The sequence below is a fragment of the Nocardiopsis lambiniae genome, from assembly GCF_031845465.1.
Taxonomy (GTDB): domain Bacteria; phylum Actinomycetota; class Actinomycetes; order Streptosporangiales; family Streptosporangiaceae; genus Nocardiopsis; species Nocardiopsis lambiniae.
Window position 1 is genome coordinate 201,466 of the sequence record NZ_JAVREP010000005.1, and the last position, 22,912, is coordinate 224,377.

Sequence of the window (22,912 nt, forward strand, 5' to 3'; positions counted from 1 at the left end):
GATGTCCCCGGGCCAGTGGGTGGCCTGCGGTATGACCGGCGTGGTCATCGCCGCGAGCCTGACCGGATACGTCGGCTACCGCGACGCCCTGGCGGTGCAGACGGAGCAGATCAACACCGACGCCTGGGGCGACCGCCCCGCGCAGGTGGAGGGCATCCGCAACATCCTGCTGCTGGCCACCGACGAGCGGGCGGGCGAGGACGCCGCGTTCAACGAGGTCAACGGCATCCGGCCCGACGTGCTGATCCTGGTCAACATCGACGTCGACAAGGGCGGGGTGACCATGGTCAACCTGCCCCGCGACCTCATGGTCACGAGCCCCGGCTGCGACCCGGCCGAGGACAAGCCCGGTGTCGCCGCCGGCACGGTGGACCAGCTCAACCACGCCATGTTCTTCGGCGGACTGGACTGCCAGGGCAAGACCATCGAGGCCATCACCCACGTCCACCTGGACCACATGGTCATCGTCGACTTCGCCGGCTTCCAGGCCATCGTGGACTCCATCGGCGGGGTCGACATGTGCATTCCCGAGCCGCTCCAGGACAGGAACGCCAAGCTCGACCTCCCGGCCGGTCAGCAGACCCTGGACGGCACACAGGCCCTGGCCCTGGCCCGCTCCCGGGACACCACCGAGAACGGCAGTGACCTCGACCGGATCAAGCGCCAGCAGGAGATGATCGGGGCGATCCTGCGCAAGGTCACCACCGGCGAGATCATGTCCAGCCCCACCACGCTCTACGACTTCTTCGCCTCGGTCACCGACAGTCTCATCACTGACGACGGGTTCACCGTCGACGAGATGGGCGAGCTGGCCATCGCCATGCGCGACGTGGACCTGGGCCGGATGAACATGCTGATGGTCCCCGTCGACGACTACGTCAACAACAGGGACAAGGTCCAGCTCCGGGAACCGGAGGCGTCGGGGCTGTTCGCGGCGATCGCCGCCGGAGAGGCCGCCTCCGATCCGGAGGAGGACGAGGGCGGCGAGGAGGCCGGAGAGTCGGCCGAGGAGTCCGTCTCCCCCTCCGAGGTGTCGGTGCACATCGTCAACAACGAGGGCACCCCGGGGCTGGCCGCCCAGGTCGAGCCGCTCCTGAGCGGGCTCGGCTTCACGGTCACCGGATCGGGCAACCCCACGACGCGGGCCCCGGGGCAGACCACGGTCTACCACGCTCCCGGCGAGGAGGCGAAGGCCGCGGCCCTCGCCGACGTGCTCGTCGGTGGCGCCGCGATCGAGGAGGCCGCCGACCTCTCCGGCTCGGTGGAACTCGTGATGGGCTCCGACTGGCAGGGCGTCGAACAGGACGGTGCGGACTCCGGTGACGAGGGGTCCGAGGACGACCCGTTGGCCGGTCTGGGCGTCACCTCGGCCGACGAGAGGGTCGACTGCGGATAGCGGGCCCCTCCCCATCGGGATCGAGGCCCTCAGGGCGTCCACGGACGCTCCGGGGGCCTCGTCCGTGTCCGGAGGTGGCGACCACTCCACTTATCGTTTATCGTTAATATCGAAAAACGATAAGAAAGGGAGTGGGGCATGTCCGAGAGGTCGCCTCTCCGATGGAGCCGCGGCGATGCGGTCATCACTCGGTTCGTTCTCGTCATCGGCCTCGTGTTCGCCGGCCTGACCACCCTCTACGCCCTGCTGTGGATCACCCCGCTGTTGCCCGCCGAGGGCGGCGCGCCCTTCAACGCCATCACCGTTGCGATCCCCGACGGCGTCCCCGCCACCGCACCCCCCGTCGGCACGGCCGACGCCGACCACACGGTCGAGGCCGCCGGGACCATGACCCTCGTCTTCCACGACCCCACGACGGTGCAGCGGTTCCTCCTGGTGCTTCCGTCGCTGCTGGTCATGATCGCCACCCTCGTGGTGATGGCCGGCCTGTCGGGGATCGTCCGGAGCCTCGACGCGGGGGACCCCTTCGTCCGTGCCAACGTCCGCCGGTTGCGGATCATCGCCTTCACCGTCCTCCTCGGGGCGATCCTCGTCCCGGTGGTGGAGATGTTCCGGAACGACGTGCTCACGGCCGCCGCACTGGGGAGCGGGCCCCTGGAGGTCTCCGTGGTCCTCATCGGCGAAGGCGGCATCCGCTTCACCTTCGTCTTCGTCGGGCTGCTGCTGGCCGGACTGGCCGAGGTCTTCCGACGCGGCACCCTGATGCGCGACGACGTGCAGGGGCTGGTCTGATGCCTCCGGAGGAGGCCGAGGGCATCGTCGTCCACCTCGACGAACTGCTCGCCGAGCGCGGGATCACCCTCACCGAACTGGCCGCCCGCGTCGGGATCACCGTCGTCAACCTGTCGGTGCTCAAGAACGGGCGGGCCAAGGCGATCCGGTTCAGCACCCTGGCCGCCCTGTGCCGGGAACTGGACTGCCGCCCCGGCGACCTCATCGACTACGCGCCCGCCGAACGCTCCTGAGGCCGTCCGGGGGCACACGGAAGGGGGCGGCGCACCGGAACCGGTGCGCCGCCCCCTTCGAACCGCGAGGCCGGGGGCGCTCAGCCGCCCATCTGGCCGCGCATACCGCGGGGCATCTTGGCGTTCTTGGGCAGCGGGCCCTTGGGCATCTGCATCTTGGCGGGCAGCGCTCGCAGCCGGTAGTTGAGCTGCGTGACCTCCTTCTTGTCCAGGTTGCGCGGCAGCTTGACCAGCGTGCGCTGCAACTTGGACAGCGGGATCTGATCCTCGCCGTTGCCCACCTTGTAGTCGTAGATGGGGATGTCGTAGGCCACCCGGGAGACGCGCTTCTTCTCGGCGGCGATGAGCGACTTGAGCCGGCCGGGCTCGCCCTCGCCGATCAGGATGATGCCGGGGCGGCCCACCACACGGTGCACCACGTCCTGCTGGCGGTTGGCGTTCACGGCGAACTCGGTCACCCAGTTGCCGCGCATGTTGTCCAGGATCGCCGCGCCCGCGCCCAGCTGGCCGTCCAGGATCTGGTACTGCACGCGCTGCGCCGAACGGGTGAAGATGATGAAACCGACCAGCACGGCGATCGGCAGGCCGGTCAGCGGCCACAGGATCCAGGAACCGGTCCAGATGCCGATGCCGACGAACACCGCGAGGATGACGGCCGCCACGCCGGCGGCGAGCGGAATGCTGCGGGGGCTCTGGCGATGGACGACCTTGGCGACCATGCCGATCTGCTTGAGCCGACCGGGCTCCTTCTTCTCTTTGCCCTCTGCGGGTGCTGTGCTCTCGGAACCCTTTTTCGCCATCGTGCTCTCAGGCAGCGCGCACCGACGTACGGTCGGCGGGGACGGAGATCCCGAAGCTGCCTTGCCTCCTTCTACGCGGTCGACCTCGTGTGGCGCCCTCCGGCGCCACTTTCGGGCGCCTCCGGACCACCAGGATATGCGTCGGGACCCGGGTGCGCGGAACGGTGGCCCTGGGGCCACCGTTCCAGCTTGGTCACGACTCGGGCGGAAAGCCCGTTACGTGCTACTTCGTCAGTGCGGCGGCCTCGGCGTCACGCTTCTCACGCGCCTGCTGGTACAGGCGTCCGGCGCGGTAGGAGGAGCGCACCAGCGGACCGGACATGACCCCTGCGAAGCCGATCTCCTCGGCCTCCTCGCCCAGCTCCACGAACTCCTGCGGCTTGACCCACCGGTCGATCGGGTGGTGCAGCTTGGAGGGACGCAGGTACTGGGTGATGGTCAGCAGGTCGCAGCCGGCCTCGTGCAGGTCGCGCATCGCCTCGCTGATCTCCTCACGGGTCTCGCCCATGCCCAGGATCAGGTTCGACTTGGTGACCAGACCGTCCTCGCGCGCCTTGGTGATGACCTCCAGGGAGCGCTCGTAGCGGAAGCCGGGGCGGATGCGCTTGAAGATCCGCGGCACCGTCTCCACGTTGTGCGCCAGCACCTCCGGGCGGGATCCGAAGACCTCGGCCAACTGGTCGGGGTCGGCGTTGAAGTCCGGGATGAGCAGCTCGACGCCGGTGCCCGGGTTCAGCTCGTGGATCTTGCGGACCGTCTCGGCGTACAGCCAGGCGCCGCCGTCCTCCAGGTCGTCCCGGGCCACGCCGGTGATGGTGGCGTAGCGCAGCTCCATGGTCTTGACCGACTCGGCGACCTTGGTCGGCTCCATGCGGTCCAGCGCGCTGGGCTTGCCGGTGGCGATCTGGCAGAAGTCACAGCGACGGGTGCACTGGTCGCCGCCGATGAGGAAGGTGGCCTCGCGGTCCTCCCAGCACTCGTAGATGTTGGGGCAGCCGGCCTCCTGGCACACCGTGTGCAGACCCTCGGTCTTCACCAGTGAGCGCAGCTCGGTGTACTCGGGCCCCATGTGCGCCTTGATCTTGATCCACGGCGGCTTCTTCTCGATGGGGGTCTCGCTGTTGCGCGCCTCCACGCGCAGCAGGCGGCGACCCTCAGGAGCGATGGTCAACGTGAACCCGTTCCCTTCTGTGCCCCGCGGACCCGGATGCCCTTCGTGAGGGCGGGGTGCGGGGACCGGCTCATGGTGTGGTGTGTCATCCTCGGGCGGTGACGGGACCGGCCAACAGCCCGGCGCCGTCGATGTGGCCGTACTCCTTCGCACCGAAGACGTCCGCCAGGTGGCGTTCCATCAGCGGTCGCGCATCGGCGACCGTGACGTCACGGCCGAGTTCGGCGGTGAGCGAGGTGACCCCGGCGTCGGAGATACCGCAGGGGACGATCCGGTCGAACCACGACATGTCATTGTTGCAGTTCACGGCGAGCCCGTGCATCCCGACCCCGCGGGCGATCCGACAGCCGATCGCGGCGATCTTGCGTTCGGCGAGGCCGCGCTCGGGGTCGGCGTCCAGCCACACCCCGGTGCGCCCCTCGACCCGCCGGCCGGTGAGGCCGTACTCCGCGATGGTGCGGAGGATCGCCTCCTCCAGCATCCGGACGTAGGCGATCACGTCGATGGGGTCCGACAGCCGCACGATGGGGTACACCGTGAGCTGGCCGGGTCCGTGCCAGGTGATCTTGCCGCCCCTGTCGATGTCCACGACCGGCGCGCCGGGATCGGACATGGGACGATCCCACTTCCCGGTGCGCTTGCCCGCCGTGTACACCGGTTCGTGCTCCAAGAGCAGGACGGTGTCGGCCACCTCGTCGGCGACGCGGCGCTCGTGGAGCCGCTTTTGCAGGTCCCATCCCTGGTGGTAAGGGACGGGGGTGTCGCCGAGCCATGCGTAAACGAGATCACTCACACACTCACTTTACGCGCCGGGCGAGGACACCGGTCTGGCCAGGATGTCGGATAGCGCACTGTCGATGGTGGGAAGTGTGAAGGAATAACCCGCCTGGAGCAGACGTTCCGGCCGCCCCCTCAGATCGAGGAGGGCGGTCTCCTCCGCGTAGTCGCCCAGGGTCGCCCGCAGCGCCGTCGCCGGCACCCGGAGGATCGCCGGCCGGTCCAGGGCGCCCGCCAGCGCCTCGGTGAAGGCGGCGTTGCTCACCGGCTCGGGCGCGCAGGTGTTGATCGGACCGGTGATCCCGGGGCGCTCCAGCAGGAACCTGATCACGCCCACGGCGTCGCGCATCGCGATCCACGTCATGTACTGGGCCCCCGAGCCGATCCGGCCGCCCAGTCCCGCCCGGTACAGCGGCAGCACCGATCTGAGGTAGCCGCCGGAGCGGTCCAGCACCACCGCCAACCGCAGGTGGGCGGTGGAGATGCCGGCGGCCACCGCGGGGGCGGCGGCCCCCTCCCAGTCGCGGCAGATGTCCGCCAGGAACCCGGCGCCCGGCGGATCCGCCTCGGTGACCACCCGGCCGCCGGTGTCCCCGTAGTACTGCATCCCGGAGGCGGTCAGCAGCCGTGGGGGAGGGGTGTCCATCCCGGCCAGGGCGTGGGCCAGGGTCCTGGTTCCGCGCACCCTGCTGCGGCGGATGAGCGCCCGCCGCTGCCGGGTCCACAGGGAGGGGCCCAGCGGTGCGCCGGCCAGGTGCACCACGGCGTCGGCCCCGTGCAGGGCCACGGTGTCCACGCGTCCCTGTTCCGGACGCCACTCCGCCTCCTCCAACCGTGAACGGTAGACGGGTCGGGGCGCGTGCCGCACCATGCGCACGACCGTGTGCCCGTCGGCGAGCAACGACTCGACCAGTACCCTGCCGACGAGTCCCGAAGTGCCCGTGATCGCCACTTTCATGCTCTGGTGTCTACCCCCCATGGGAGCGAGTACCGGGGGTCGGGGTGCCCTTGCCGGTGCGCCGGGATTTTTTTCTCGGGGTTTTTCGCCAAAGTCCTGCGGAGCGGGCCCGCGGTCTTCTAGTTTGAACGTGGGACATGGAACTCCGCGTCAACGCGGGGCTACCGTGGGCGACGCGCTGTCGGGCTGGCTGTCGCGTCCACCCAACAGACCTTTGATGATGGGGATCATCAGGGGATGGTGATTGGTGGGGTAGAAAGACGGGGCGGTGCCGTGAGGCGCCGCCCCGTCCACCGTTCCCGGCCCCTCCGCGCCCCTCAGGCGGGGTAGGAGCGTCGTTCGCGGGCCTCGCGCAGGGCCAGGGTCCACCAGCGCAGTTCGTCCAACAGGAGTTTCACCGCGGACTCGGCCCCCGAGAGGTCTCCGGTGGGGGACCCGTCATCGGCGAACATCGCGCTCGCGTTGTGCAGGCTCACCGTGTCCCGGATCGTCGCCACGTGCAACTCGGAGAAGACCAGCCGCAACTGTTCGATCGCGCGCAGGCCGCCCGACATCCCTCCGTAGGAGACGAACCCCGCCGCCTTGCCGAACCACTCCCGGCGGGCCGAGTCGATGGCGCTCTTGAGCGGCCCCGGGTATCCGTGGTTGTACTCGGGGGTGAGCACCACGAACCCGTCGGCCGCCGCCACCCGGGGGCCGAAGTCCGCCAACGGGGCGCCGTGCCCGTGTCCGTACCGTTCTTCGGCGGCCAGGTCGGCGACGTCCAGGACGTCGATCTCCATGTCCGCCCGGGTCCGGGCCAGGTCCACGAACCAGCGGGAGACCGCCGGCCCCGTGCGTCCGTTCCGGTTCGTGCCCAGGATCACCGCGATCCGAAGGTTGTCCATGTATGAGGTCCTCGTGCCGTGCTGTAGGTGCACCAACGCTAAGACCTCAACAGCGGTAGAGGTCAAGCGGATGTGATCTCACCGACGCCGAAGGGCCGGACACCGTACGGCGTCCGGCCCTTCGGCGTGATGCGGCGGCGACTCAGCCCAGACCGATCTCGGTCTCGAACTCGCCCTCCTCCAGCCGGCTCTTCACCGCCTGGAGGAAGCGGCCCGCGTCGGCACCGTCGATCAGGCGGTGGTCGACGGCCAGCGACAGGTACACCATCGAACGCACGGCGATCACCTCGCCGCCCATGGCCGGGTCCTCGACCACGACAGGCCGCTTGACGACCGCGCCGGTGCCCAGGATCGCGACCTGCGGCTGGTTGATGATCGGGGTGCCGAACAGCGCCCCGGAACCACCGGTCTCGGTGAGGGTGAACGTGCCCCCGCCCAGCTCGTCCGGGCCCAGCAGGCCGGTGTGGGCCCGCTCGGTCAGGTCGGCGATGCTGTCGGCCAGACCGCCGAGGTTCAGCTTGCCCGCGTCCTTGACCACCGGGACGAGCAGACCGCGCTCCGTGTCCACCGACACGCCCAGGTTCTCGACGTCGTGGTAGGTCACCTCCTGCCCGTCCGCGTCGATCACCGCGTTGAGCTTGGGGTGGGCGCGCAGCGCCTCCACGGTGGCCAGGGCGAAGAAGGCGAAGAAGTCCGGGGCCGATCCGCCGTGCTCGGCGGCCCGCTCGCGCAGCCGCGCGATCTTGGTGACGTCCACCTCGGTGACCTGGGTGGTCGTCGCCGAGACGTGCAGGGACTCCACCATGCTGTCGGCGATGTACCGACGCAGACGGCTCAGCTTCTCGGTACGACCGCGCAGCGCGAGGTCGTCACCGGCCTGCTTGCGCGGAGCCGAGGACGCCGCGGTGGGAGCGGCGGCGCGCGCGGAGGCGGCCTTGAGCTCCTCCGCGGCCTTGAGCACGTCCTGCTTGCGGATGCGACCGCCGACGCCGCTGCCGCGCACCCGGCCCAGGTCCACGCGGTGTTCGGCGGCGAGCTTGCGGACCAGCGGGGTCACGTAACCCTCGACGCCGGCGTCGGTCCCCGAGGGACCGGTCCCGCTCAGGGTCCCGATGTCCACCGACGGGCTCTCGTCCCCGGGGCCGTGGGCGACGGGCGCCGGCTCTGGGGTGGGCTTCGGCTCGGGCTCGGGCTCGGCGGCCTTGGCCGTGGTCGCCGCTTCCGAGGTGGCGGGGGTCGGCGATTCGGCCGGGGTCTCGGAGGGAGCGGCCCCCTCGCCGCCCTCACCGCCGATGACGGCGATCTCCGCGCCGATCTCCACGGTCTCGTCCTCCTGGACGAGGATCTTGGTGAGCACGCCCGCGACCGGGGACGGGATCTCGGTGTCCACCTTGTCGGTGGAGACCTCAAGGAGCGGCTCGTCGACGTCGACGGCGTCGCCCACGTTCTTCAGCCACTGGGTGACGGTTCCCTCGGTGACGCTCTCACCCAGGGCCGGCATGGTCACCGAGGTCTCGGGTCCGGTGGCGACCGGGGCGGCGGCCTCGGGGGCCGGCTCGGGTTCGGGTTCGGGCTCGGCGGCCTTCTGCTCGGGTTCGGGCTGCGGCTCGGGCTCGGCCTGCTCCTCCTCGGCGGCGGGGGCCGGGGCCTCGGCGTCCTCGCCCTCACCGCCGATGACGGCGATCTCCGCGCCGATCTCCACGGTCTCGTCCTCCTGGACGAGGATCTTGGTGAGCACGCCCGCGACCGGGGACGGGATCTCGGTGTCCACCTTGTCGGTGGAGACCTCAAGGAGCGGCTCGTCGACCTCGACGGCGTCGCCCACGTTCTTCAGCCACTGGGTCACGGTTCCCTCGGTGACGCTCTCACCCAGGGCGGGCATGGAAACGGATGTCGGCATGGGTTCCTCGTTGGATATGGGCGCGGTGTTCTGCCCGATCCCGTTGATGGGCAGCGCGGTCGTACGGCGACGGGGGCGGGCCGTGGGCCCGCCCCCGGGGTGCGGTCAGTCGTGGACGTGGAGCGGCTTGCCCGCCAGCGCGAGATGCGCTTCGCCCAGCGCCTCCGACTGGCTCGGGTGCGGGTGGATGAGCTGGGCCACCTCGGAGGGCAGGGCCTCCCAGTTGTAGATGAGCTGCCCCTCGGCGATGAGTTCGCCGACGCGGCTGCCCACCATGTGGACGCCCAGCACGGGGCCGTCCTTCTCGGCGATGACCTTGACGGCGCCCTGGGTCTGGAGGATCTGGCTCTTGCCGTTGCCCGCCAGGTTGTAGTTCATCTCGACGACCTCCAGACCGCGCTCCTCTGCGGCCTTGGTGGTCAGGCCCACGGAGGCGACCTCGGGCTCGCAGTAGGTCACGCGGGGGACGCCGTCGTAGTCGATGGCGGCCGGGTTGAGGCCGGCGATGTGCTCGGCGACGAAGATGCCCTCGGCGAAGCCGACGTGGGCCAGCTGGAGGGTGGGGATCAGGTCGCCGGCGGCGTAGATGTTCCCGACGCCGGTGTGCAGGTTCTCGTCCACGGTGACGAAGCCGCGGTCCAGGGTGATCCCCTGCTCCTCGTAGCCCAGGCCTTCGGAGACGGGGCCGCGGCCGATGGCGACCAGCAGCACCTCGGCTTCGAGGGTCTTGCCGCCCTTGAGGGTGACGGTGACACCGGAGTCGGTGGTCTTGACCGACTCGAAGGGGGTGCCCAGCTCGTACTTGATGCCGCGCTTGCGGAAGGCGCGCTCCAACAGCTTGGAGCTGGACTCCTCCTCGACCGGGACCAGGTGCGGCAGGGCCTCGACGATGGTGACCTCGGCGCCGTAGGAGCACCACACGCTGGCGAACTCCACGCCGATGACGCCGCCGCCCAGGACGATCACGGAGGCGGGGACGTGGTCCAGGCCCAGGGCCTGGTCGCTGGTCATGACCTTCTCGCCGTCGATGTCCAGGCCCAGGGTCTTGGGCTTGGAGCCGGTGGCGAGGAGGATGTTCCCACCCTTGTAGACGGCGTCGCCGACGGTGACCTCGTCCTTGCCGGTGAGGCGGCCCTCGCCCTCGACGACGGTGATCTTGCGGGACTTGATCAGCCCGCTGAGGCCCTTGTACAGGCCGTTGATCACCTTGTCCTTGTACTTGTGCACGGCCTCGATGTCGATGCCCTCGAAGGTGGCCTTGACACCGAAGTTCTCGCTCTCCTTGGCGGAGTCGGCGACCTCGGCCGAGTGCAGGAGGGCCTTGGTGGGGATGCAGCCACGGTGCAGGCAGGTGCCGCCGAGCTTGTCCTTTTCGATCAGCACGACGCTCATGTCGAGCTCCGCGGCGCGCAGTGCCGCCGCGTAGCCGCCGCTGCCGCCGCCAAGGACGACGAGGTCGAAGGTGCCGCCGCTCTCACTCACGGGAACGAACTCCTTGTTGTGGTGGCTGGTGATTCAGGTGGTGGGACCGCGGATCGGGGAGCCCTTGCGGGGTCCGCGGTCGGGGCGGGCGGCGCGGGCTCATGGAGCGCCGCCCGCCCCGGGGTGGAACTATTCGGCGTAGGTCTCGGCGATCCGGATCAGGGTCCGGGTGCCGGCGCCGGTGCCGCCCTTGGGGGTGTACCCGTGGGGTCCGCCCTGGTTGAAGGACGGGCCGGCGATGTCCAGGTGGGCCCACGTGACGTTCTCGCCGATGAACTCCTTGAGGAAGACACCGGCGGAGAGCATGCCGCCCCAGCGTTCGCCCGCCACGTTGGCGATGTCGGCGACCGAGGAGTCCAGGCCGGCGCGCAGCTCGGCGGGCAGGGGCATCGGCCAGGCGGCCTCGCCCTCCTCGCCGGCCGCGGCGACGATCCGCTCGCGCGCGTCGTCGTCGTTGGCCATGACCGCGAACACGCGGGTGCCGAGCGCGACCATCTGGGCGCCGGTCAGCGTGGCGATGTCCACGACCAGGTCGGGGTCGTCCTCCTGGGCGCGGACCAGGGCGTCGGCCATGACCAGGCGGCCCTCGGCGTCGGTGTTGAGGACCTCGACGGTCTTGCCGCCGTAGATGCTCAGGACGTCGGAGGGGCGCTGGGCGTTGCCGCTGGGCATGTTCTCGGCGACGGCCAGGTAACCGACGACATCGACCTTCAGGCCCAGGGAGGAGATGGCCCGCATGGCGGCGAGCACGGAGGCGGCGCCGGCCATGTCGGATTTCATCGCGTCCATGCCGCCGGCCGGCTTGAGGGACAGACCGCCGGAGTCGAAGGTGATGCCCTTGCCGACGAAGGCGATCGTGCGGGTGGCCTCCGGGTGGGTGTGGGACAGGCGGACCAGGCGCGGCGGGTTGGCCGAACCCTGGCCGACACCGGTCAGGCCGCCGTAGCCGCCCTCGGCGAGCGCCTGCTCGTCGAGGACCTCGATGTCCAGACCGGCCTGCTCGGCGATCTCCTGGGCCGCCGCGGCCAGGTCCTCGGGGACCAGGTCCGAGGGTGCGGTGTTGACCAGGTCGCGGGTCAGGTCGACCGCGTCGGCCAGGACGGCGGCGCGCTCGACGGCGGCCGGGGCGTCCTCGGCACCGCTCACGAGGAGCAGTTCGACGTCGGGGCGGGCGGCCTTCTTCTCGGCCTTCTCGCCGGTGCGGTACCGGTCGAAGGAGTAGGTGCCCAGACGGGCGCCGACCGCGACGGCTCCGGCCTCGGCGGCGGTGTCGGAGGGCAGGGCCAGGATGACGCGCCCGGCACCCTCCGGTCGGGCGTTGAGGGCGCGCAGGGCCGCGCCCGCGGCGCGGGCGAGGACGTCGGGGTCGACCGGACCGTCGGCGGGCGCGGGGCCGAGACCGACCGTGACGATCACCGGGGCCGTGACGGCTCCGAGGGAGGCGAGGGTGCGCACCTCCTCGGCGGCGCCGCTCGCTCCCAGGAGCGACAGGGCCCGGGCGAGGCCGCCTGAGAAGGCGGCGTCGACGTCATGAGCGCCCGACGCGGGTTCCGGGGCGTCGCCCCCGGAGTGGTAACCGACGACGAGGGCGTCGGCGTCGAGCGAACTGGGGGACTCCGTGTGTACTGACAACGTCGTGCTCACATCCACGATGCTAGTCGCCTCGTGCTCCGCTCGGTGACGTGGCACCCCGGGGTGCGAGAGCGCCCCCGGGTGCGGCGCGGACCCCGGGGGTGTCCGGGATCGGCCCCGGTCCGGCCGGGCCGAGAGGGCGCCTCTGGACGCCGACCGGAGGTGTCGCACGGGGGCGCCGGGAAGGTGGCACGGTGCCCGAGGTGGGTATCGATGAAACGTCGTGTGAAGAAATGTGATGATGGCTACATTGTGCGCGTTCTGATGTTACCCATCGGTACAAAAAGCCCGGTCGGCGCCGCCTCCGGACTCACACCCACGCGACGGCCCCCGCGGCCACGATCAGCGTCGCCGTCGCCCCCGTCTCGGACAACGCGCCCAGCACGTCCCCGGTGACACCGCCCAACCGGCGCACGGCACGCCGTCGCAACAGGACCGCCGCCGTCGAACCGACCGCGAGCGCCACCGCGCAGGCCACCGCGAAACCGGGGGAGCGGAGCAGTCCCAGGGCGCACAGCGCCACCGCGCCCGCGCTCGCCGCCACGGCGCCCGACACCGGGACCGTTCCGGCCACCAGCGCGCCCAGTCCCTCCGGCCGTGCCGCGGGCACCCCGGGCGTGCACGCCCACGTGATCGCCAACCGTCCCGCGGCCCCCGCCACGGTCGCGCCGGCCAGGGCCGCCCACGGAGAGGTCTCCGCCAACCCGCCCAGGGCCAGCGTCTGCGCGCCCAGCACCACGATCAGGGTGATCACACCGAACGGCCCGATGTCGGAACGGCGCATCACCTCCAGCGCCCCCTCGGCCGGCCGGGCACTGCCCAGACCGTCGGCCAGATCGGCCAACCCGTCCAGGTGCAGACCCCGGGTGAGCAGCGCGGCCGTGCCCACCCCCAGCAGCGCGGCCAGCGCGGCCGGCAGTCCCGACCACGTCCCGAGCACCGCCACCGCACCGGTCAGCGCCCCCAGCAGGGCCCCCACCCCGGGCGCCCACAGCATCGCCGACCCGGCCGTGACGCGATCCACCCGCTCCACCCGGACGGGGAACACCGTGAGCGTCCCCACCGCCAGACGGGCCCCGGCGCCGACGGCACCCCTCACGGCAACTCCAGTACGCGGCCGGCCGTGACCAGGACGACCTCCTCCGACTCGGCCCCCACCCACTGGTTGAGCCGTCCCAGGTGATCGCGGAACAGGCGGCCCGACCGGGTCGCGGGCACCACGCCCGAACCGACCTCGTTGGTCACCGCCACCACGTAGGCCCGGGTGGCCCGCCAGGCCTCCAACAGGGAGTGGACCTCGGCCTCGACCCGCTCCTCGGCGTCGACCGGCGGGTCCTCCTCCCACAGGCCGTGCTTCCCCATGATCGCGGTCAGCCAGGTGCCCAGACAGTCGATGAGGACCGCGCCCCGGCTCCGTTCGAGCAGCGAGGACAGATCACGGGTCTCCTCGGTCGTCCACCACCAGGGTCTACGGGCGACGTGCGCGGACACCCGTTCCGCCCATTCGGGGTCACGGCCGGGGTCCGAGGGTTCCCCGGTCGCCACGTAGGACACCTGCGGTTCGGTGAGCAGACGCAGTTCGGCCTCGACGGACTTGCCCGAGCGGGCCCCGCCCGTGACGAGCACCCGGTGCGGGCCGTGCGGCCGGGACCCGGGCCACACCGCCGGCGGACACGACATGACGTGACCGTCCCCGGGGGCGAACGCGCCCCACAGCAGGGCCCGCCGCGCGAACTCCTGGGGGGACCGGACCCGATGGTCGCCCCCGACCGCCACGACGGCGGTGGTCACCCCGATCACGCCGCTGCGGCGCAGTTCGCCGATGGTCTCCGGGCGCTGGGCCGCGTCCACGATGACCATGTCCACCCGCTGGGGCGGGGCCGAGGCGAACCCGTGACCGGCCGAGGCGGCCTCCACCGGCGGTACCGCGGGCAGCGGCCCGGCGACGGAACGTGCGTAGAGCAGACGCCCGCCGCCGGCGCTCTCGACCAGGACGCCGTCGGAGGTCCGGCTGACCGAGTACTCCCGGGGTACCGGGCCCACGGCGCCGTTCTCGCGCAGCCGGAACCGGTCGTCGACGGTCACGCGCAAGGGCAGTCGGCGTTCCCCCTGGGCCTTGTTGCAGGAGGAACAGGTGCACTGAGGAGCGGGCCAACCGGCGTGGCCCGCCGTTCCCGAGAATCGGATTCGCACCTGAAGAAGTAAACCGCATGCCCCGCCCGGGCTTGGTTAAGCTCGGCACGGGATCGCGGCGACCCGTAGGCCGCGACCTTCCTCGACGGAAAGGGCGTTCGACGATGGCGTGGACCTGGCGGTACCACGAGGCCGACGGTGCCGACGCGCTCGCGGGGGATCTCCCCTCCGAGTCGTTCACCTCGCGCGGGGACGCCGAGAGCTGGCTCGGCGAGAACTGGCAGGAGCTCACCGAGGGCGGGGTGGATCGGGTCGTCCTGCTGGAGGACGACCAGAAGGTCTACACGATGTCCCTGGAACCCGCCGAATGAGATGACACGAAGCCCCGGCCCTCTCGGAGGGCCGGGGCTTCGTGCTCGCGTCTCGTCACGGCCGCCCGGGAACGGGAACCTTCGGCCGCTGCGTCGACGTCCTCGTTCCTCGGGCGTCTCCTGCGCCGGCCTCCGGAACCCCGTGGGCGGCGGTGCCTTCTGTGAACCTCCGCTGCGCTTCGGTTCGCGCGAGGCCGCCCCAGGTCACGGAAGAGCACACGAAGGACAGGCCTCAGGCGCGGATGTCCTCGGGGCTGCGGGTGAGCGTCGGGTCGCGGTCGACGCTGTCACCGAGGACCTCGTCGATCCGGGCGAGCAGCTCGGCGTCCAGCGTCACCCCGGCCGCCTCGACGTTGTCCCGCACCTGTTCGGGCCGGGAGGCGCCGATGATGGCGGTGGACACGTTGTCGTTCTGCAACACCCAGGCGACCGCGAGCTGGGGCAGGCTCAGACCCGCCTCGGCGGCGATCGGGGCCAGGTTCTGCACCCGCTCCAGCAGCTCCCGGTCGTCGACGCGGTCGGCGATGAAGTGCTTGCTGTTGGGGTCCGTGGCCCGGGTGCCCTCGGGCAGCGGCGCGCCCGGCTTGTACTTGCCGGTGAGGATGCCGCCGGCGATGGGCGACCACACGACCTGGCCCAGACCCTCGCGACGGGACAGGGGGACGACCTCCGACTCGATGACCCGCCACAGCATGTTGTACTGCGGCTGGTTGGAGACGATGCGGTCGAACCCGGACTCGTCGGCGATCTTCAGGGCCCGCTCGATCTGTTCGGCGTTCCACTCGGAGACGCCCACGTGCAGCACCTTGCCCTGGCGGACCAGGTCCTCGAAGGCGCGCAGGGTCTCCTCCAGTGGGGCCCCGTGGTCGAACCGGTGGGCCTGGTACAGGTCCAGGTAGTCGGTGCCCAGGCGGCGCAGGGTGTCCTCCACGCCGCGGATGATGTGCTTGCGGGACAGGCCCCGGTCGTTCTTGCCCGGGCCCATCGGCCAGTAGACCTTGGAGAAGATCTCCAGACCGTCCCGGCGCTCGCCCTTCAGCGCCCGGCCGAGGACCTCCTCGGCCTTGCCGCGGGCGTAGACGTCCGCGGTGTCGAACGTGGTGATGCCGGCGTCCAGGGCGGCGCGAACGCAGGCGACCGCCGCGTCCTCCTCGACCTGGGAACCGTGCGTGATCCAGTTGCCGTAGGCGATCTCGCTGACGACGAGACCGCTCGTGCCCAGATGGCGAAAGTCCATGGCGAGCACTCTAGTGGGAGATCGTGTCCGTTCGCGAGGTTCGTCCGATCGCGATGGGAACGCTCCCGTGCCCCCGGCGGGCCGAGAAAGGGTCGGGGGCCGGCGCTGAGCGCCGGCCCCGGGTGGCCGTGGGGGGATGCGAACGCCCGCGGTCAGTGCGGAACGGGCGCCTCGCCGACCTTCACCTTGGGCTTGGGCAGACGCAGTCGGCGGAACTGGAGCTGGCGCATGGTCGCGTACCAGCCGATGCCGCGCAGCAGATCGTCGTTCGGGTAGTGCTCGGCGGTCAGGCGCTTGACCCGCCGCGAGGTGAAGATGCCCTCGGCCACCAGCGTCACCATCATCAGCGGCCACGCGACGTAGGCGACGCCGACCTGGAAGATCGGGTCGGGGATGAAGAGCAACATGATGATGACGATCGAGAAGGGCAGGAAGAACTCGCTGGCCGAACGGCGCGAGTCGACCAGGTCACGGGCGTACCGGCGGGCCGGGCCGAGGTCGGCCGGGCGGTAGAACCGGGCCTCGTCCTGCGGAACACCCTTCAGGCCCCCGGAACTGACCTTGCTCACGCCTCGTTGACGATCGAGACGGGCGCGGTAAGCCTGGTAGGCCTCTTTGCGGGTCTCCGGGGCCTTGATCGGTTTGCGCGGGTTGGGCTCTGATTCCCTGCGCTTTGGGGTGGGGACACCCTTCTTGGGGGTATATCCCTTAGGTTGGGTGGCCTCAGAGGCCTCGGGGCTGGCGGATTCGGTGGACTGCGAATCCGTGTCTGCGGAAGCGGAGCGACGTCGGAACACACCCACAGGGTAGCCGGTCACAGCTTTATGGCGACCGCGGGCCAGACCGCGTAGGGTTGGGCGAAGCGCCCGCTGGGAACAGCCGATGTACGCACCGAGAAGGGGACGGCCACGCCGATGAGCGTGTTTCAGCGACTTTCGATGATCTTCAAGTCCAAGGCCAACAAGGCCTTGGACTCGGTCGAGGACCCCAGGGAGACCCTCGACTACTCGTACCAGAAACAACTCGAACTCCTGCAGAAGGTCCGACGTGGTGTGGCCGACGTCGCGACCTCCCGCAAGCGGGTCGAATTGCAGATACAGCAGTTGGAGCAGCAGTCCTCCAAGCTTGAGAACCAGGGCCGTGCCGCCCTGACGCAGGGGCGGGAGGACCTCGCCCGCGAGGCCCTGACCCGTCGCTCCGGTCTCAGCCAGCAGATCGACGACCTGCGTCAGCAGCACTCCAACCTCCAGGGCGAGGAGCAGAAGCTCACCTTGGCGGCCCAGCGCCTCCAGGCCAAGGTGGACGCGTTCCGCACCCGCAAGGAGACCATCAAGGCCACCTACACCGCGGCCCAGGCCCAGACCCAGATCAGCGAGGCCTTCACCGGCATCTCCGAGGAGATGGGCGATGTCGGCATGGCGATACAGCGGGCCGAGGACAAGACCGCGGAACTCCAGGCCCGTGCCGGGGCCGTCGACGAACTGCTCGCCTCCGGCGCGCTCGACGACGTGACCGGCTCCGGTCCCCGCGACGACATCCAGGCCGAGCTCGACCGCATGGCCAGCACCACCGGTGTCGAGGACGAGCTGGAGCGGATGAAGATGGAGCTGGGCGGCGGCAGCGCCACACCGCAGATCGAGCGGGGCAACGGCACCACCGGTCGTGGGGAGGGCGTGTGATCGTCCGCATCATGGGTGAGGGTCAGCTCGACCTCACAGACGCCGACCTCGACCTGCTCAACTCCTTCGACTCCGCCCTGGAGTCGGCGATCGAGGCGGGCGACGAGGACACCTTCCGCAAGGCGCTGCACGACCTGCTGGCCAAGGTGCGCGAGCACGGCACACCGCTGCCGCCGGACGCGCTGGAGCCCTCGCAGTTCATCCTTCCGCACGCCGAAGCCGGCATGGACGAGGTCCGTCAGATGTTGCAGGACGACGGCCTCATCCCGGGCTAGGGGACCCGGACCCCCACGGTCCGACCTCCTACCCGGACCGACCGACCGGGCCCGCCTCCACCGTCCGGGCGGGACCGGCCCGGTTCCTGCGCGCGCACATCGCACCGGGGCCGCCACGACCTTTCCGCGTCGTGGCGGCCCCGGCGTGTTCACGCCTTCTCTTCACCCTTTTCTCACCTTCGCGAACTAGACTCCGAATCGTCCCGACCAGGGGAGGGCGTAACACATGGCGGGTTCCAGATTCGCACCGGACCGAGGACTGACGGGTCGGATGGCCCTCACCATGTTCCTGCTGGTCCTGGTGTACGTGGCGTTCATCGTCGGTCTCGTCGCGGTGGGGCTGAACATCTGGCTGGTCCTGATCATCGTGGCCGCGTTCGCGCTGTTCAGCTACTTCTCCTCCGACAAGATCGCCATGTTCGCGATGGGCGCCAAGGAGGTCACCCCCCAGCAGGCCCCCCAACTGCACGCCCTCATCGACCGGCTGTGCGCCATGGCCGACATGCCCAAGCCCCGGGTCGGCATCGCCGACACCGACGTCCCCAACGCCTTCGCCACCGGGCACAGCCAGAAGACCGCCGTCGTGTGCGTCACCACCGGGCTGCTGCGTCGGTTGGAGGGACCGGAGCTGGAGGCGGTCCTGGCCCACGAGCTGTCCCACGTCGCGCACCGCGACGTCACGGTCATGACGGTCGCCGGGTTCCTGGGCATCGTCGCCGGGTTCCTCACCCAGGCCGGACTGCGCTTCGCCGTCTTCGCCGGCGCGAGCCGCGGTGGCAACAACAACGGACCCGCCCCGGCCGTGGTCGCCCTGCTGGTGGTACTGGTCAGCGCCATCGCCTGGGGGCTGAGCTTCCTTCTCACCCGGGCGCTGTCGCGCTACCGGGAACTGGCGGCCGACCGCGCCGCCGCCCACCTCACCGGCCGCCCGTCGGCGCTGGGCAGCGCCCTCACCAAGATCACCGGCGACATGGCCCGCATCCCGAGCCGGGACCTGCGGCAGGTGGAACCGTTCAACGCCTTCTTCTTCGCCCCCGCCTTCGCCAAGGGTTTCAGCCTGAACAGCCTGATCGCCACCCACCCTCCGGTGGAGAAGCGGTTGGAGCAGCTCTCGGAGATCTCCCGTCGGTTGGGCCGGGGGGCCTGAGCACAACGATCCCGATGGGAGTCGAGACATCGTGAGTTTCTGGCGGGCCCTGCTGGGCCGATCCAAGCCGGTCCAGCCCGACCTGGACGCCCTGTTCGGGCTGCCGTCGGCCGCGGTCACCCTGCGCGCCTCGGCCGGATTCCGGCCGACCGGGACCGGGTCGGTGGCCTTCCGCTCGGCGGAGGGCGCGGCCTTCGCGGATCTGGAGAAGGACATCACCGCGCTCCTCGACGTCGGGGACGGACCGCCGGTCGGTCAGGTCACCGACGAGTACGGGTACACGTGGCTCGTGGTGCGCTCCGACCACCCGCCGGCGGAACAGGGCGAGGTGACCGATCCCGACATCACGGGGCTGGTCACCTCACTCCACGCGGTCAACTCCACCCTGGAGGAGAACGGGTACGGGCCCTCACTGCTGTGCTCGCTGTTGGGGTTCACCGACGGGCGACGTTCGCTGGCCCTGGTCTACCTCTACAAGCGCGGCACCTTCTACCCGTTCGCACCGCTGCCGGGGCAGCGGCGGGACAACGCCCTGGAGCTCCAGGCGGAGGCGGCCATCGGCGGGGACCTGCCGATGGAGGCCGATCGGTCACGTTGGTTCCCGGTGTACGGTGCGCCCGGCCTCTGAGCGTCGCGTCATGGAGTCAAGAATTCATCTGTGGATGTTTCTCGGTGCCGCACCCTGCTCCCGGGCCAGGTGACGCGGCACAACGCCCCGCCGAGGAACCGCGATCCCCGGCCGCCGCGGTGGCCCACCGCCGGTCGCGCCGATCGGCCCGGACGCGCGGTGTGGTGGCCGGGCCGGATGGGTACCCTGGTGGAACACGCGCAAGTCAGCCCGTACCGGACCCTCGCCAGGGTCCGCGAGGTCGGACGGACACGGTGGCGGCGCGTTGGAATGCGGCGCCGGCGCCGGGCGTTGGCATCCGTTGAAGAGGACATCCGTTCTTAGGACGGGGCCAGTCCGGGGCCGCGGGCGCAAGCGGGCCGCAACCCCTTTCCATGAGGAGCTTTACACGATGACGGTTCAGAGCGAGACCACCGAGGGGATCAACCTCACGGACGACGCGTCCAACAAGATCCGGGCTCTGCTCGACCAGGAGGGCCGGGACGACCTGCGCCTTCGCGTCGCGGTCCAGCCCGGCGGTTGTTCCGGTCTGCGCTACCAGCTCTACTTCGACGAGCGCGAGCTCGACGGCGACGTCGTCAGCGACTTCGGCGGCGTCGAGGTCGTCACCGACCGGATGAGCTCCCCGTACCTCATCGGCGCGACCATCGACTTCGTCGACACCATCGAGAAGCAGGGCTTCACCATCGACAACCCCAACGCCACCGGTTCCTGCGCCTGCGGCGACTCGTTCAACTAGGGCGCTTCCCGTGTGGAGGCCGCCCGCCGTGCGGCGGGACGGGCATCCGCGCGGGACACGCCCCGGACCACCGCGGACGGCCTGCGGCCGGCCGGTGGCTCGTGAGGGAGGGCGGACCCGGTCCGCCCTCCCTTCGTCGTGCCCGGGCGCGGTCCCTCCTTCCGGCGGGAGTGAGGGGCCGGATACCCTGGGTCGGTCCGAACGGGCGCGTCGTCGACGTGCCCGGAACCACGTCCGGTCCCCGACCGGTGCGTCCCGAGCAAGGAGCCCCCGTCCCGTGCGTATCGCGGTTGCCGGATCCATCGCCACCGATCACCTGATGTCCTTCGAGGGGCGGTTCGCGGAGCAGATCATCCCCGAGCAGATCCAGCAGTTGTCCCTCTCCTTCCTCATCGACGAGCTGGACGTCCGACGCGGCGGCGTCGCCGCCAACATCTGCTTCGGGCTGGGCGGGTTCGGGCTGTCCCCGGTCCTGGTCGGCGCGGCCGGTGCCGACTTCGAGGACTACCGCGCCTGGCTGGACCGCCACGGCGTGGACACCTCCCACGTCTACATCTCCGAGCTTCGGCACACCGCCCGGTTCATCTGCACCACCGACCGCGACCAGAACCAGATCGCGTCGTTCTACGCCGGCGCCATGGCCGAGGCCCGCAACATCGAACTCCAGCCGATCGCCGACCGCCTGGGCGGACTGGACCTGGTGCTCATCGGCGCCGACGACCCGGCCGCCATGGTCCGCCACAGCGAGGAGTGCCGGACCCGGGGCATCGCCTTCGCCGCCGACCCCTCCCAGCAGCTCGCCCGGATGGAGGGGCCGCAGGTGCGCACCCTCATCGAGGGGGCGACCTTCCTCTTCACCAACGAGTACGAGAAGGCCCTGGCCGAGCAGAAGACCGGCTGGTCCGACGCCGAGGTCCTGGCCAAGGTCGGCACCCGCATCACGACCCTCGGCGCCAAGGGCGCCCGGATCGACCGCGAGGGCGAGCCGAGCGTCCACGTGCCCGCCGCCGCCGTCGGCGACCTGGTCGACCCCACCGGCATGGGCGACGCCTTCCGCGCCGGCTTCCTGGCCGCCCACTCCTGGGGCCTGGCCCTGGAGCGCGCCGCCCAGGTGGGCAACGCCACCGCCGTCCACTGCCTGGAGGTCGACGGCCCTCAGGAGTACATGCTCACCGGCGCCTCCCTGTTGGAGCGTTTGGAGCGTTCCTACGGTGCGGAGGTCGCCGCCGAGGTCCGCCCGTTCGTCTAGGTCCTCCGGACCCCGTAGAGTAGATCGTCGTGACCCCGTGTCCCGAGCACTCGCGTGCCCGGGACACGATTCGCACGGATCCCCACCGCCTCGTTCGGTGGATCCCCCGTGCCCGCCGATGCGCTGAAACGCGTGTCGGTGTATCGCCCGAACCGTCAGCGCCGGGTCACCGCGACGGTGGGGAACCCGCCCCGGTCCACGTCCGACGGACGTGCCCGGAGCCCGGGCGTCCACGGGACGCCTCCCAGTTCTAGGTCAGCCTTACCTGGGATTCCCCGCATTCCCCGTGAAAGGACATTGCATGCGCTACACCGGACCCAAGGTGCGGTTGTCGCGGCGCGCCGGAATGCCGCTGACCCGTAAGGCGGTCAGCTACTTCGAGAAGCGCCCCTACCCGCCCGGTGAGCACGGCCGTCGCGTTCGCCGCAACAGCAGCGACTTCGCCGTCCGCCAGGCCGAGAAGCAGAAGGTGCGCTGGTACTACGACCTGACCGAGAAGCAGCTGCTCAGGATCTACGAGAACGCCAAGAAGCGCACCGGTCGCACCGGTGAGGAGATGCTCGCCGAGCTGGAGCTGCGTCTGGCCACGGTCGTTCTGCGCGCCGGTCTCGCCGCGTCGATCTACGCCGCGCGTCAGTTCATCAACCACGGTCACGTCACCGTGGACGGCAAGAAGGTCGACATCCCGTCGTACCAGGTCAAGCCGGGCCAGATCATCGCGGTGCGGGAGAAGTCCCGCAGCATGGTGCCGTTCGTCGAGGCCGCCGAGGGCGTCCACGCCGACGACAAGATCGCCGGTTACCTGGCGGTCAGCCACAAGGACCTGCGCATCGCGGTCATCGACCGCCCCAAGCGTGAGCAGATCCCGGTGCCCTTCGACGAGCAGCTCGTCGTCGAGTTCTACGCCCGCTAGCACCCCCGTGGACGCCCTCGCGGGCGTCCCGTGCGAGCACGCGAAGGCCGCGTGGACCCCGTGTCCACGCGGCCTTCGCCGTCTCCGCGCCCCCCGGCATTCGGTGTGTCCGAATCGTTACGCCACCGGAGCCGGAACCGGGAACGGCTCAGTACATGCGGCGGATGTGAAACGCGCTACCCCGCGCGAGGGGCACCTCCGCGACGAATTCGTGCATCTTCATCCGGCACCACGCCGGGATGTCGGCCTTGGCGGCGGGGTCGTCCGCGGTGACCGCGATGACCCCGCCGATGGGCACTTCGTGCAGTCGCCGGGCCACCCAGATGATCGGGATCGGGCACTTGCGGCCCACCGCCTCCACGATCACCGACGGCGCCGTCGGCCGCGGGATCGGCCGTCGATCGGACACGGGAACCCCCTGTGCGTTGTCGTTCCGTGTCCCAATCTTGACCCGTCCCGCGCGGTAAGGCGAACCCGGTTAAGGGCGTCGTAAACCCAGCGGTACGCTCACCT

At 70.6% G+C, this 22,912-nt stretch carries 24 protein-coding genes; 11 read left to right on the forward strand and 13 right to left on the reverse strand.

The genetic code is table 11. The features are described from left to right. The first annotated feature begins 1 nt into the window (after window position 1). The 3 genes from RM479_RS10110 to RM479_RS10120 all read left to right on the forward strand — a co-directional run bounded on the left by RM479_RS10110 (window position 2) and on the right by RM479_RS10120 (window position 2,421). A complete protein-coding gene (locus RM479_RS10110) occupies window positions 2–1,396 on the forward strand; it encodes an LCP family protein (protein ID WP_311511461.1) in 1,395 nt (464 codons plus the stop codon). A 138-nt stretch (window positions 1,397–1,534) separates the two neighbouring features. Further along, window positions 1,535–2,188, forward strand: a complete 654-nt coding sequence (locus tag RM479_RS10115) for a DUF2975 domain-containing protein (protein ID WP_311511462.1) — start codon at window positions 1,535–1,537, stop codon at window positions 2,186–2,188. After that, window positions 2,188–2,421 (forward strand): helix-turn-helix domain-containing protein, encoded by a 234-nt coding sequence (locus RM479_RS10120; RefSeq protein ID WP_274811801.1) that lies wholly within the window; start codon window positions 2,188–2,190, stop codon window positions 2,419–2,421. The genes RM479_RS10115 and RM479_RS10120 overlap by 1 nt, the downstream gene beginning before the upstream one ends. Before the next feature lie 80 nt (window positions 2,422–2,501). Here RM479_RS10120 and RM479_RS10125 read toward each other — a convergent pair whose 3' ends face one another. The 10 genes from RM479_RS10125 to RM479_RS10170 all read right to left on the reverse strand — a co-directional run bounded on the left by RM479_RS10125 (window position 2,502) and on the right by RM479_RS10170 (window position 14,113). Beyond that, complete coding sequence (locus tag RM479_RS10125; protein WP_311511463.1) at window positions 2,502–3,221, reverse strand: DUF4191 domain-containing protein; 720 nt, start codon at window positions 3,219–3,221, stop codon at window positions 2,502–2,504. A gap of 223 nt (window positions 3,222–3,444) precedes the next feature. After that, on the reverse strand, window positions 3,445–4,392 hold the full coding sequence (gene lipA, locus RM479_RS10130; protein ID WP_311511464.1) for a lipoyl synthase: 948 nt from the start codon (window positions 4,390–4,392) through the stop codon (window positions 3,445–3,447). Between the two features lie 85 nt (window positions 4,393–4,477). Continuing rightward, on the reverse strand, window positions 4,478–5,185 hold the full coding sequence (lipB, locus tag RM479_RS10135) for a lipoyl(octanoyl) transferase LipB (RefSeq protein ID WP_274811798.1): 708 nt from the start codon (window positions 5,183–5,185) through the stop codon (window positions 4,478–4,480). Between the two features lie 9 nt (window positions 5,186–5,194). Next, window positions 5,195–6,127 carry a TIGR01777 family oxidoreductase gene (locus tag RM479_RS10140; protein WP_311511465.1) on the reverse strand — a complete coding sequence of 311 codons (933 nt, stop codon included), beginning with the start codon at window positions 6,125–6,127 and terminating at the stop codon, window positions 5,195–5,197. Window positions 6,128–6,444: 317 nt separating this feature from the next. Next, the gene (locus RM479_RS10145; protein WP_311511466.1) at window positions 6,445–7,014 is read right to left on the reverse strand and encodes an NADPH-dependent FMN reductase; all 570 of its coding nucleotides are present in this window, start codon (window positions 7,012–7,014) and stop codon (window positions 6,445–6,447) included. Between the two features lie 142 nt (window positions 7,015–7,156). Continuing rightward, window positions 7,157–8,914, reverse strand: a complete 1,758-nt coding sequence (gene sucB / locus RM479_RS10150) for a 2-oxoglutarate dehydrogenase, E2 component, dihydrolipoamide succinyltransferase (RefSeq protein ID WP_311511467.1) — start codon at window positions 8,912–8,914, stop codon at window positions 7,157–7,159. A gap of 105 nt (window positions 8,915–9,019) precedes the next feature. Further along, window positions 9,020–10,396: a dihydrolipoyl dehydrogenase gene (lpdA, locus tag RM479_RS10155; protein WP_311511468.1), complete on the reverse strand. Its 1,377-nt coding sequence runs from the start codon at window positions 10,394–10,396 to the stop codon at window positions 9,020–9,022. Window positions 10,397–10,525: 129 nt separating this feature from the next. Then, window positions 10,526–12,040, reverse strand: coding sequence for a leucyl aminopeptidase (locus tag RM479_RS10160; protein WP_311511469.1), 1,515 nt, complete (start codon window positions 12,038–12,040; stop codon window positions 10,526–10,528). 298 nt (window positions 12,041–12,338) lie between these two features. Further along, the gene (locus tag RM479_RS10165; protein ID WP_311511470.1) at window positions 12,339–13,127 is read right to left on the reverse strand and encodes an adenosylcobinamide-GDP ribazoletransferase; all 789 of its coding nucleotides are present in this window, start codon (window positions 13,125–13,127) and stop codon (window positions 12,339–12,341) included. Continuing rightward, complete coding sequence (locus RM479_RS10170; RefSeq protein ID WP_311511559.1) at window positions 13,124–14,113, reverse strand: bifunctional adenosylcobinamide kinase/adenosylcobinamide-phosphate guanylyltransferase; 990 nt, start codon at window positions 14,111–14,113, stop codon at window positions 13,124–13,126. The genes RM479_RS10165 and RM479_RS10170 overlap by 4 nt, the downstream gene beginning before the upstream one ends. Window positions 14,114–14,325: 212 nt before the next feature. Here RM479_RS10170 and RM479_RS10175 point away from each other — a divergent pair, with 212 nt between their 5' ends. Next, window positions 14,326–14,532, forward strand: coding sequence for a hypothetical protein (locus RM479_RS10175; RefSeq protein ID WP_274811791.1), 207 nt, complete (start codon window positions 14,326–14,328; stop codon window positions 14,530–14,532). Between the two features lie 232 nt (window positions 14,533–14,764). Here RM479_RS10175 and RM479_RS10180 read toward each other — a convergent pair whose 3' ends face one another. Further along, window positions 14,765–15,769 (reverse strand): aldo/keto reductase family protein, encoded by a 1,005-nt coding sequence (locus RM479_RS10180; RefSeq protein WP_311511471.1) that lies wholly within the window; start codon window positions 15,767–15,769, stop codon window positions 14,765–14,767. Window positions 15,770–15,921: 152 nt separating this feature from the next. Continuing rightward, window positions 15,922–16,587, reverse strand: a complete 666-nt coding sequence (locus RM479_RS10185; RefSeq protein WP_311511472.1) for a DUF3043 domain-containing protein — start codon at window positions 16,585–16,587, stop codon at window positions 15,922–15,924. Window positions 16,588–16,683: 96 nt separating this feature from the next. Here RM479_RS10185 and RM479_RS10190 point away from each other — a divergent pair, with 96 nt between their 5' ends. The 7 genes from RM479_RS10190 to rpsD all read left to right on the forward strand — a co-directional run bounded on the left by RM479_RS10190 (window position 16,684) and on the right by rpsD (window position 22,399). Continuing rightward, entirely contained in the window at window positions 16,684–17,448 is a 765-nt protein-coding gene (locus RM479_RS10190; protein WP_311511473.1) for a PspA/IM30 family protein, read from the forward strand. Continuing rightward, entirely contained in the window at window positions 17,445–17,723 is a 279-nt protein-coding gene (gene pspAA / locus RM479_RS10195) for a PspA-associated protein PspAA (protein WP_274811787.1), read from the forward strand. Before RM479_RS10190 ends, pspAA begins: the two co-directional genes overlap by 4 nt. Before the next feature lie 226 nt (window positions 17,724–17,949). Beyond that, window positions 17,950–18,870: a zinc metalloprotease HtpX gene (htpX, locus tag RM479_RS10200; protein WP_311511474.1), complete on the forward strand. Its 921-nt coding sequence runs from the start codon at window positions 17,950–17,952 to the stop codon at window positions 18,868–18,870. A gap of 31 nt (window positions 18,871–18,901) precedes the next feature. Beyond that, window positions 18,902–19,498 carry a PspA-associated protein PspAB gene (gene pspAB, locus RM479_RS10205; RefSeq protein WP_311511475.1) on the forward strand — a complete coding sequence of 199 codons (597 nt, stop codon included), beginning with the start codon at window positions 18,902–18,904 and terminating at the stop codon, window positions 19,496–19,498. 391 nt (window positions 19,499–19,889) lie between these two features. After that, window positions 19,890–20,237, forward strand: a complete 348-nt coding sequence (locus tag RM479_RS10210; RefSeq protein ID WP_311511476.1) for a HesB/IscA family protein — start codon at window positions 19,890–19,892, stop codon at window positions 20,235–20,237. 277 nt (window positions 20,238–20,514) lie between these two features. Then, complete coding sequence (locus RM479_RS10215) at window positions 20,515–21,486, forward strand: carbohydrate kinase family protein (RefSeq protein WP_311511477.1); 972 nt, start codon at window positions 20,515–20,517, stop codon at window positions 21,484–21,486. Between the two features lie 301 nt (window positions 21,487–21,787). Beyond that, complete coding sequence (rpsD, locus tag RM479_RS10220) at window positions 21,788–22,399, forward strand: 30S ribosomal protein S4 (RefSeq protein ID WP_311511478.1); 612 nt, start codon at window positions 21,788–21,790, stop codon at window positions 22,397–22,399. 148 nt (window positions 22,400–22,547) lie between these two features. Here the strand turns inward: rpsD and RM479_RS10225 are convergent, their stop codons facing one another. After that, window positions 22,548–22,790: a sulfurtransferase TusA family protein gene (locus RM479_RS10225; protein WP_397221850.1), complete on the reverse strand. Its 243-nt coding sequence runs from the start codon at window positions 22,788–22,790 to the stop codon at window positions 22,548–22,550. Window positions 22,791–22,912 lie beyond the last annotated feature (122 nt).

What these genes read in the sequence shown, in the direction of transcription:
- RM479_RS10110 (WP_311511461.1), top strand. Translation starts at nt 2, where the DNA reads ATGTCCCCGGGCCAGTGGGTGGCCTGCGGTATGACCGGCGTGGTCATC.
- RM479_RS10115 (WP_311511462.1), top strand. Translation starts at nt 1,535, where the DNA reads ATGTCCGAGAGGTCGCCTCTCCGATGGAGCCGCGGCGATGCGGTCATC.
- RM479_RS10120 (WP_274811801.1), top strand. Translation starts at nt 2,188, where the DNA reads ATGCCTCCGGAGGAGGCCGAGGGCATCGTCGTCCACCTCGACGAACTG.
- RM479_RS10125 (WP_311511463.1), bottom strand. Translation starts at nt 3,221, where the DNA reads ATGGCGAAAAAGGGTTCCGAGAGCACAGCACCCGCAGAGGGCAAAGAG.
- RM479_RS10140 (WP_311511465.1), bottom strand. Translation starts at nt 6,127, where the DNA reads ATGAAAGTGGCGATCACGGGCACTTCGGGACTCGTCGGCAGGGTACTG.
- RM479_RS10145 (WP_311511466.1), bottom strand. Translation starts at nt 7,014, where the DNA reads ATGGACAACCTTCGGATCGCGGTGATCCTGGGCACGAACCGGAACGGA.
- sucB (WP_311511467.1), bottom strand. Translation starts at nt 8,914, where the DNA reads ATGCCGACATCCGTTTCCATGCCCGCCCTGGGTGAGAGCGTCACCGAG.
- RM479_RS10175 (WP_274811791.1), top strand. Translation starts at nt 14,326, where the DNA reads ATGGCGTGGACCTGGCGGTACCACGAGGCCGACGGTGCCGACGCGCTC.
- RM479_RS10180 (WP_311511471.1), bottom strand. Translation starts at nt 15,769, where the DNA reads ATGGACTTTCGCCATCTGGGCACGAGCGGTCTCGTCGTCAGCGAGATC.
- RM479_RS10190 (WP_311511473.1), top strand. Translation starts at nt 16,684, where the DNA reads ATGAGCGTGTTTCAGCGACTTTCGATGATCTTCAAGTCCAAGGCCAAC.
- htpX (WP_311511474.1), top strand. Translation starts at nt 17,950, where the DNA reads ATGGCGGGTTCCAGATTCGCACCGGACCGAGGACTGACGGGTCGGATG.
- RM479_RS10210 (WP_311511476.1), top strand. Translation starts at nt 19,890, where the DNA reads ATGACGGTTCAGAGCGAGACCACCGAGGGGATCAACCTCACGGACGAC.
- rpsD (WP_311511478.1), top strand. Translation starts at nt 21,788, where the DNA reads ATGCGCTACACCGGACCCAAGGTGCGGTTGTCGCGGCGCGCCGGAATG.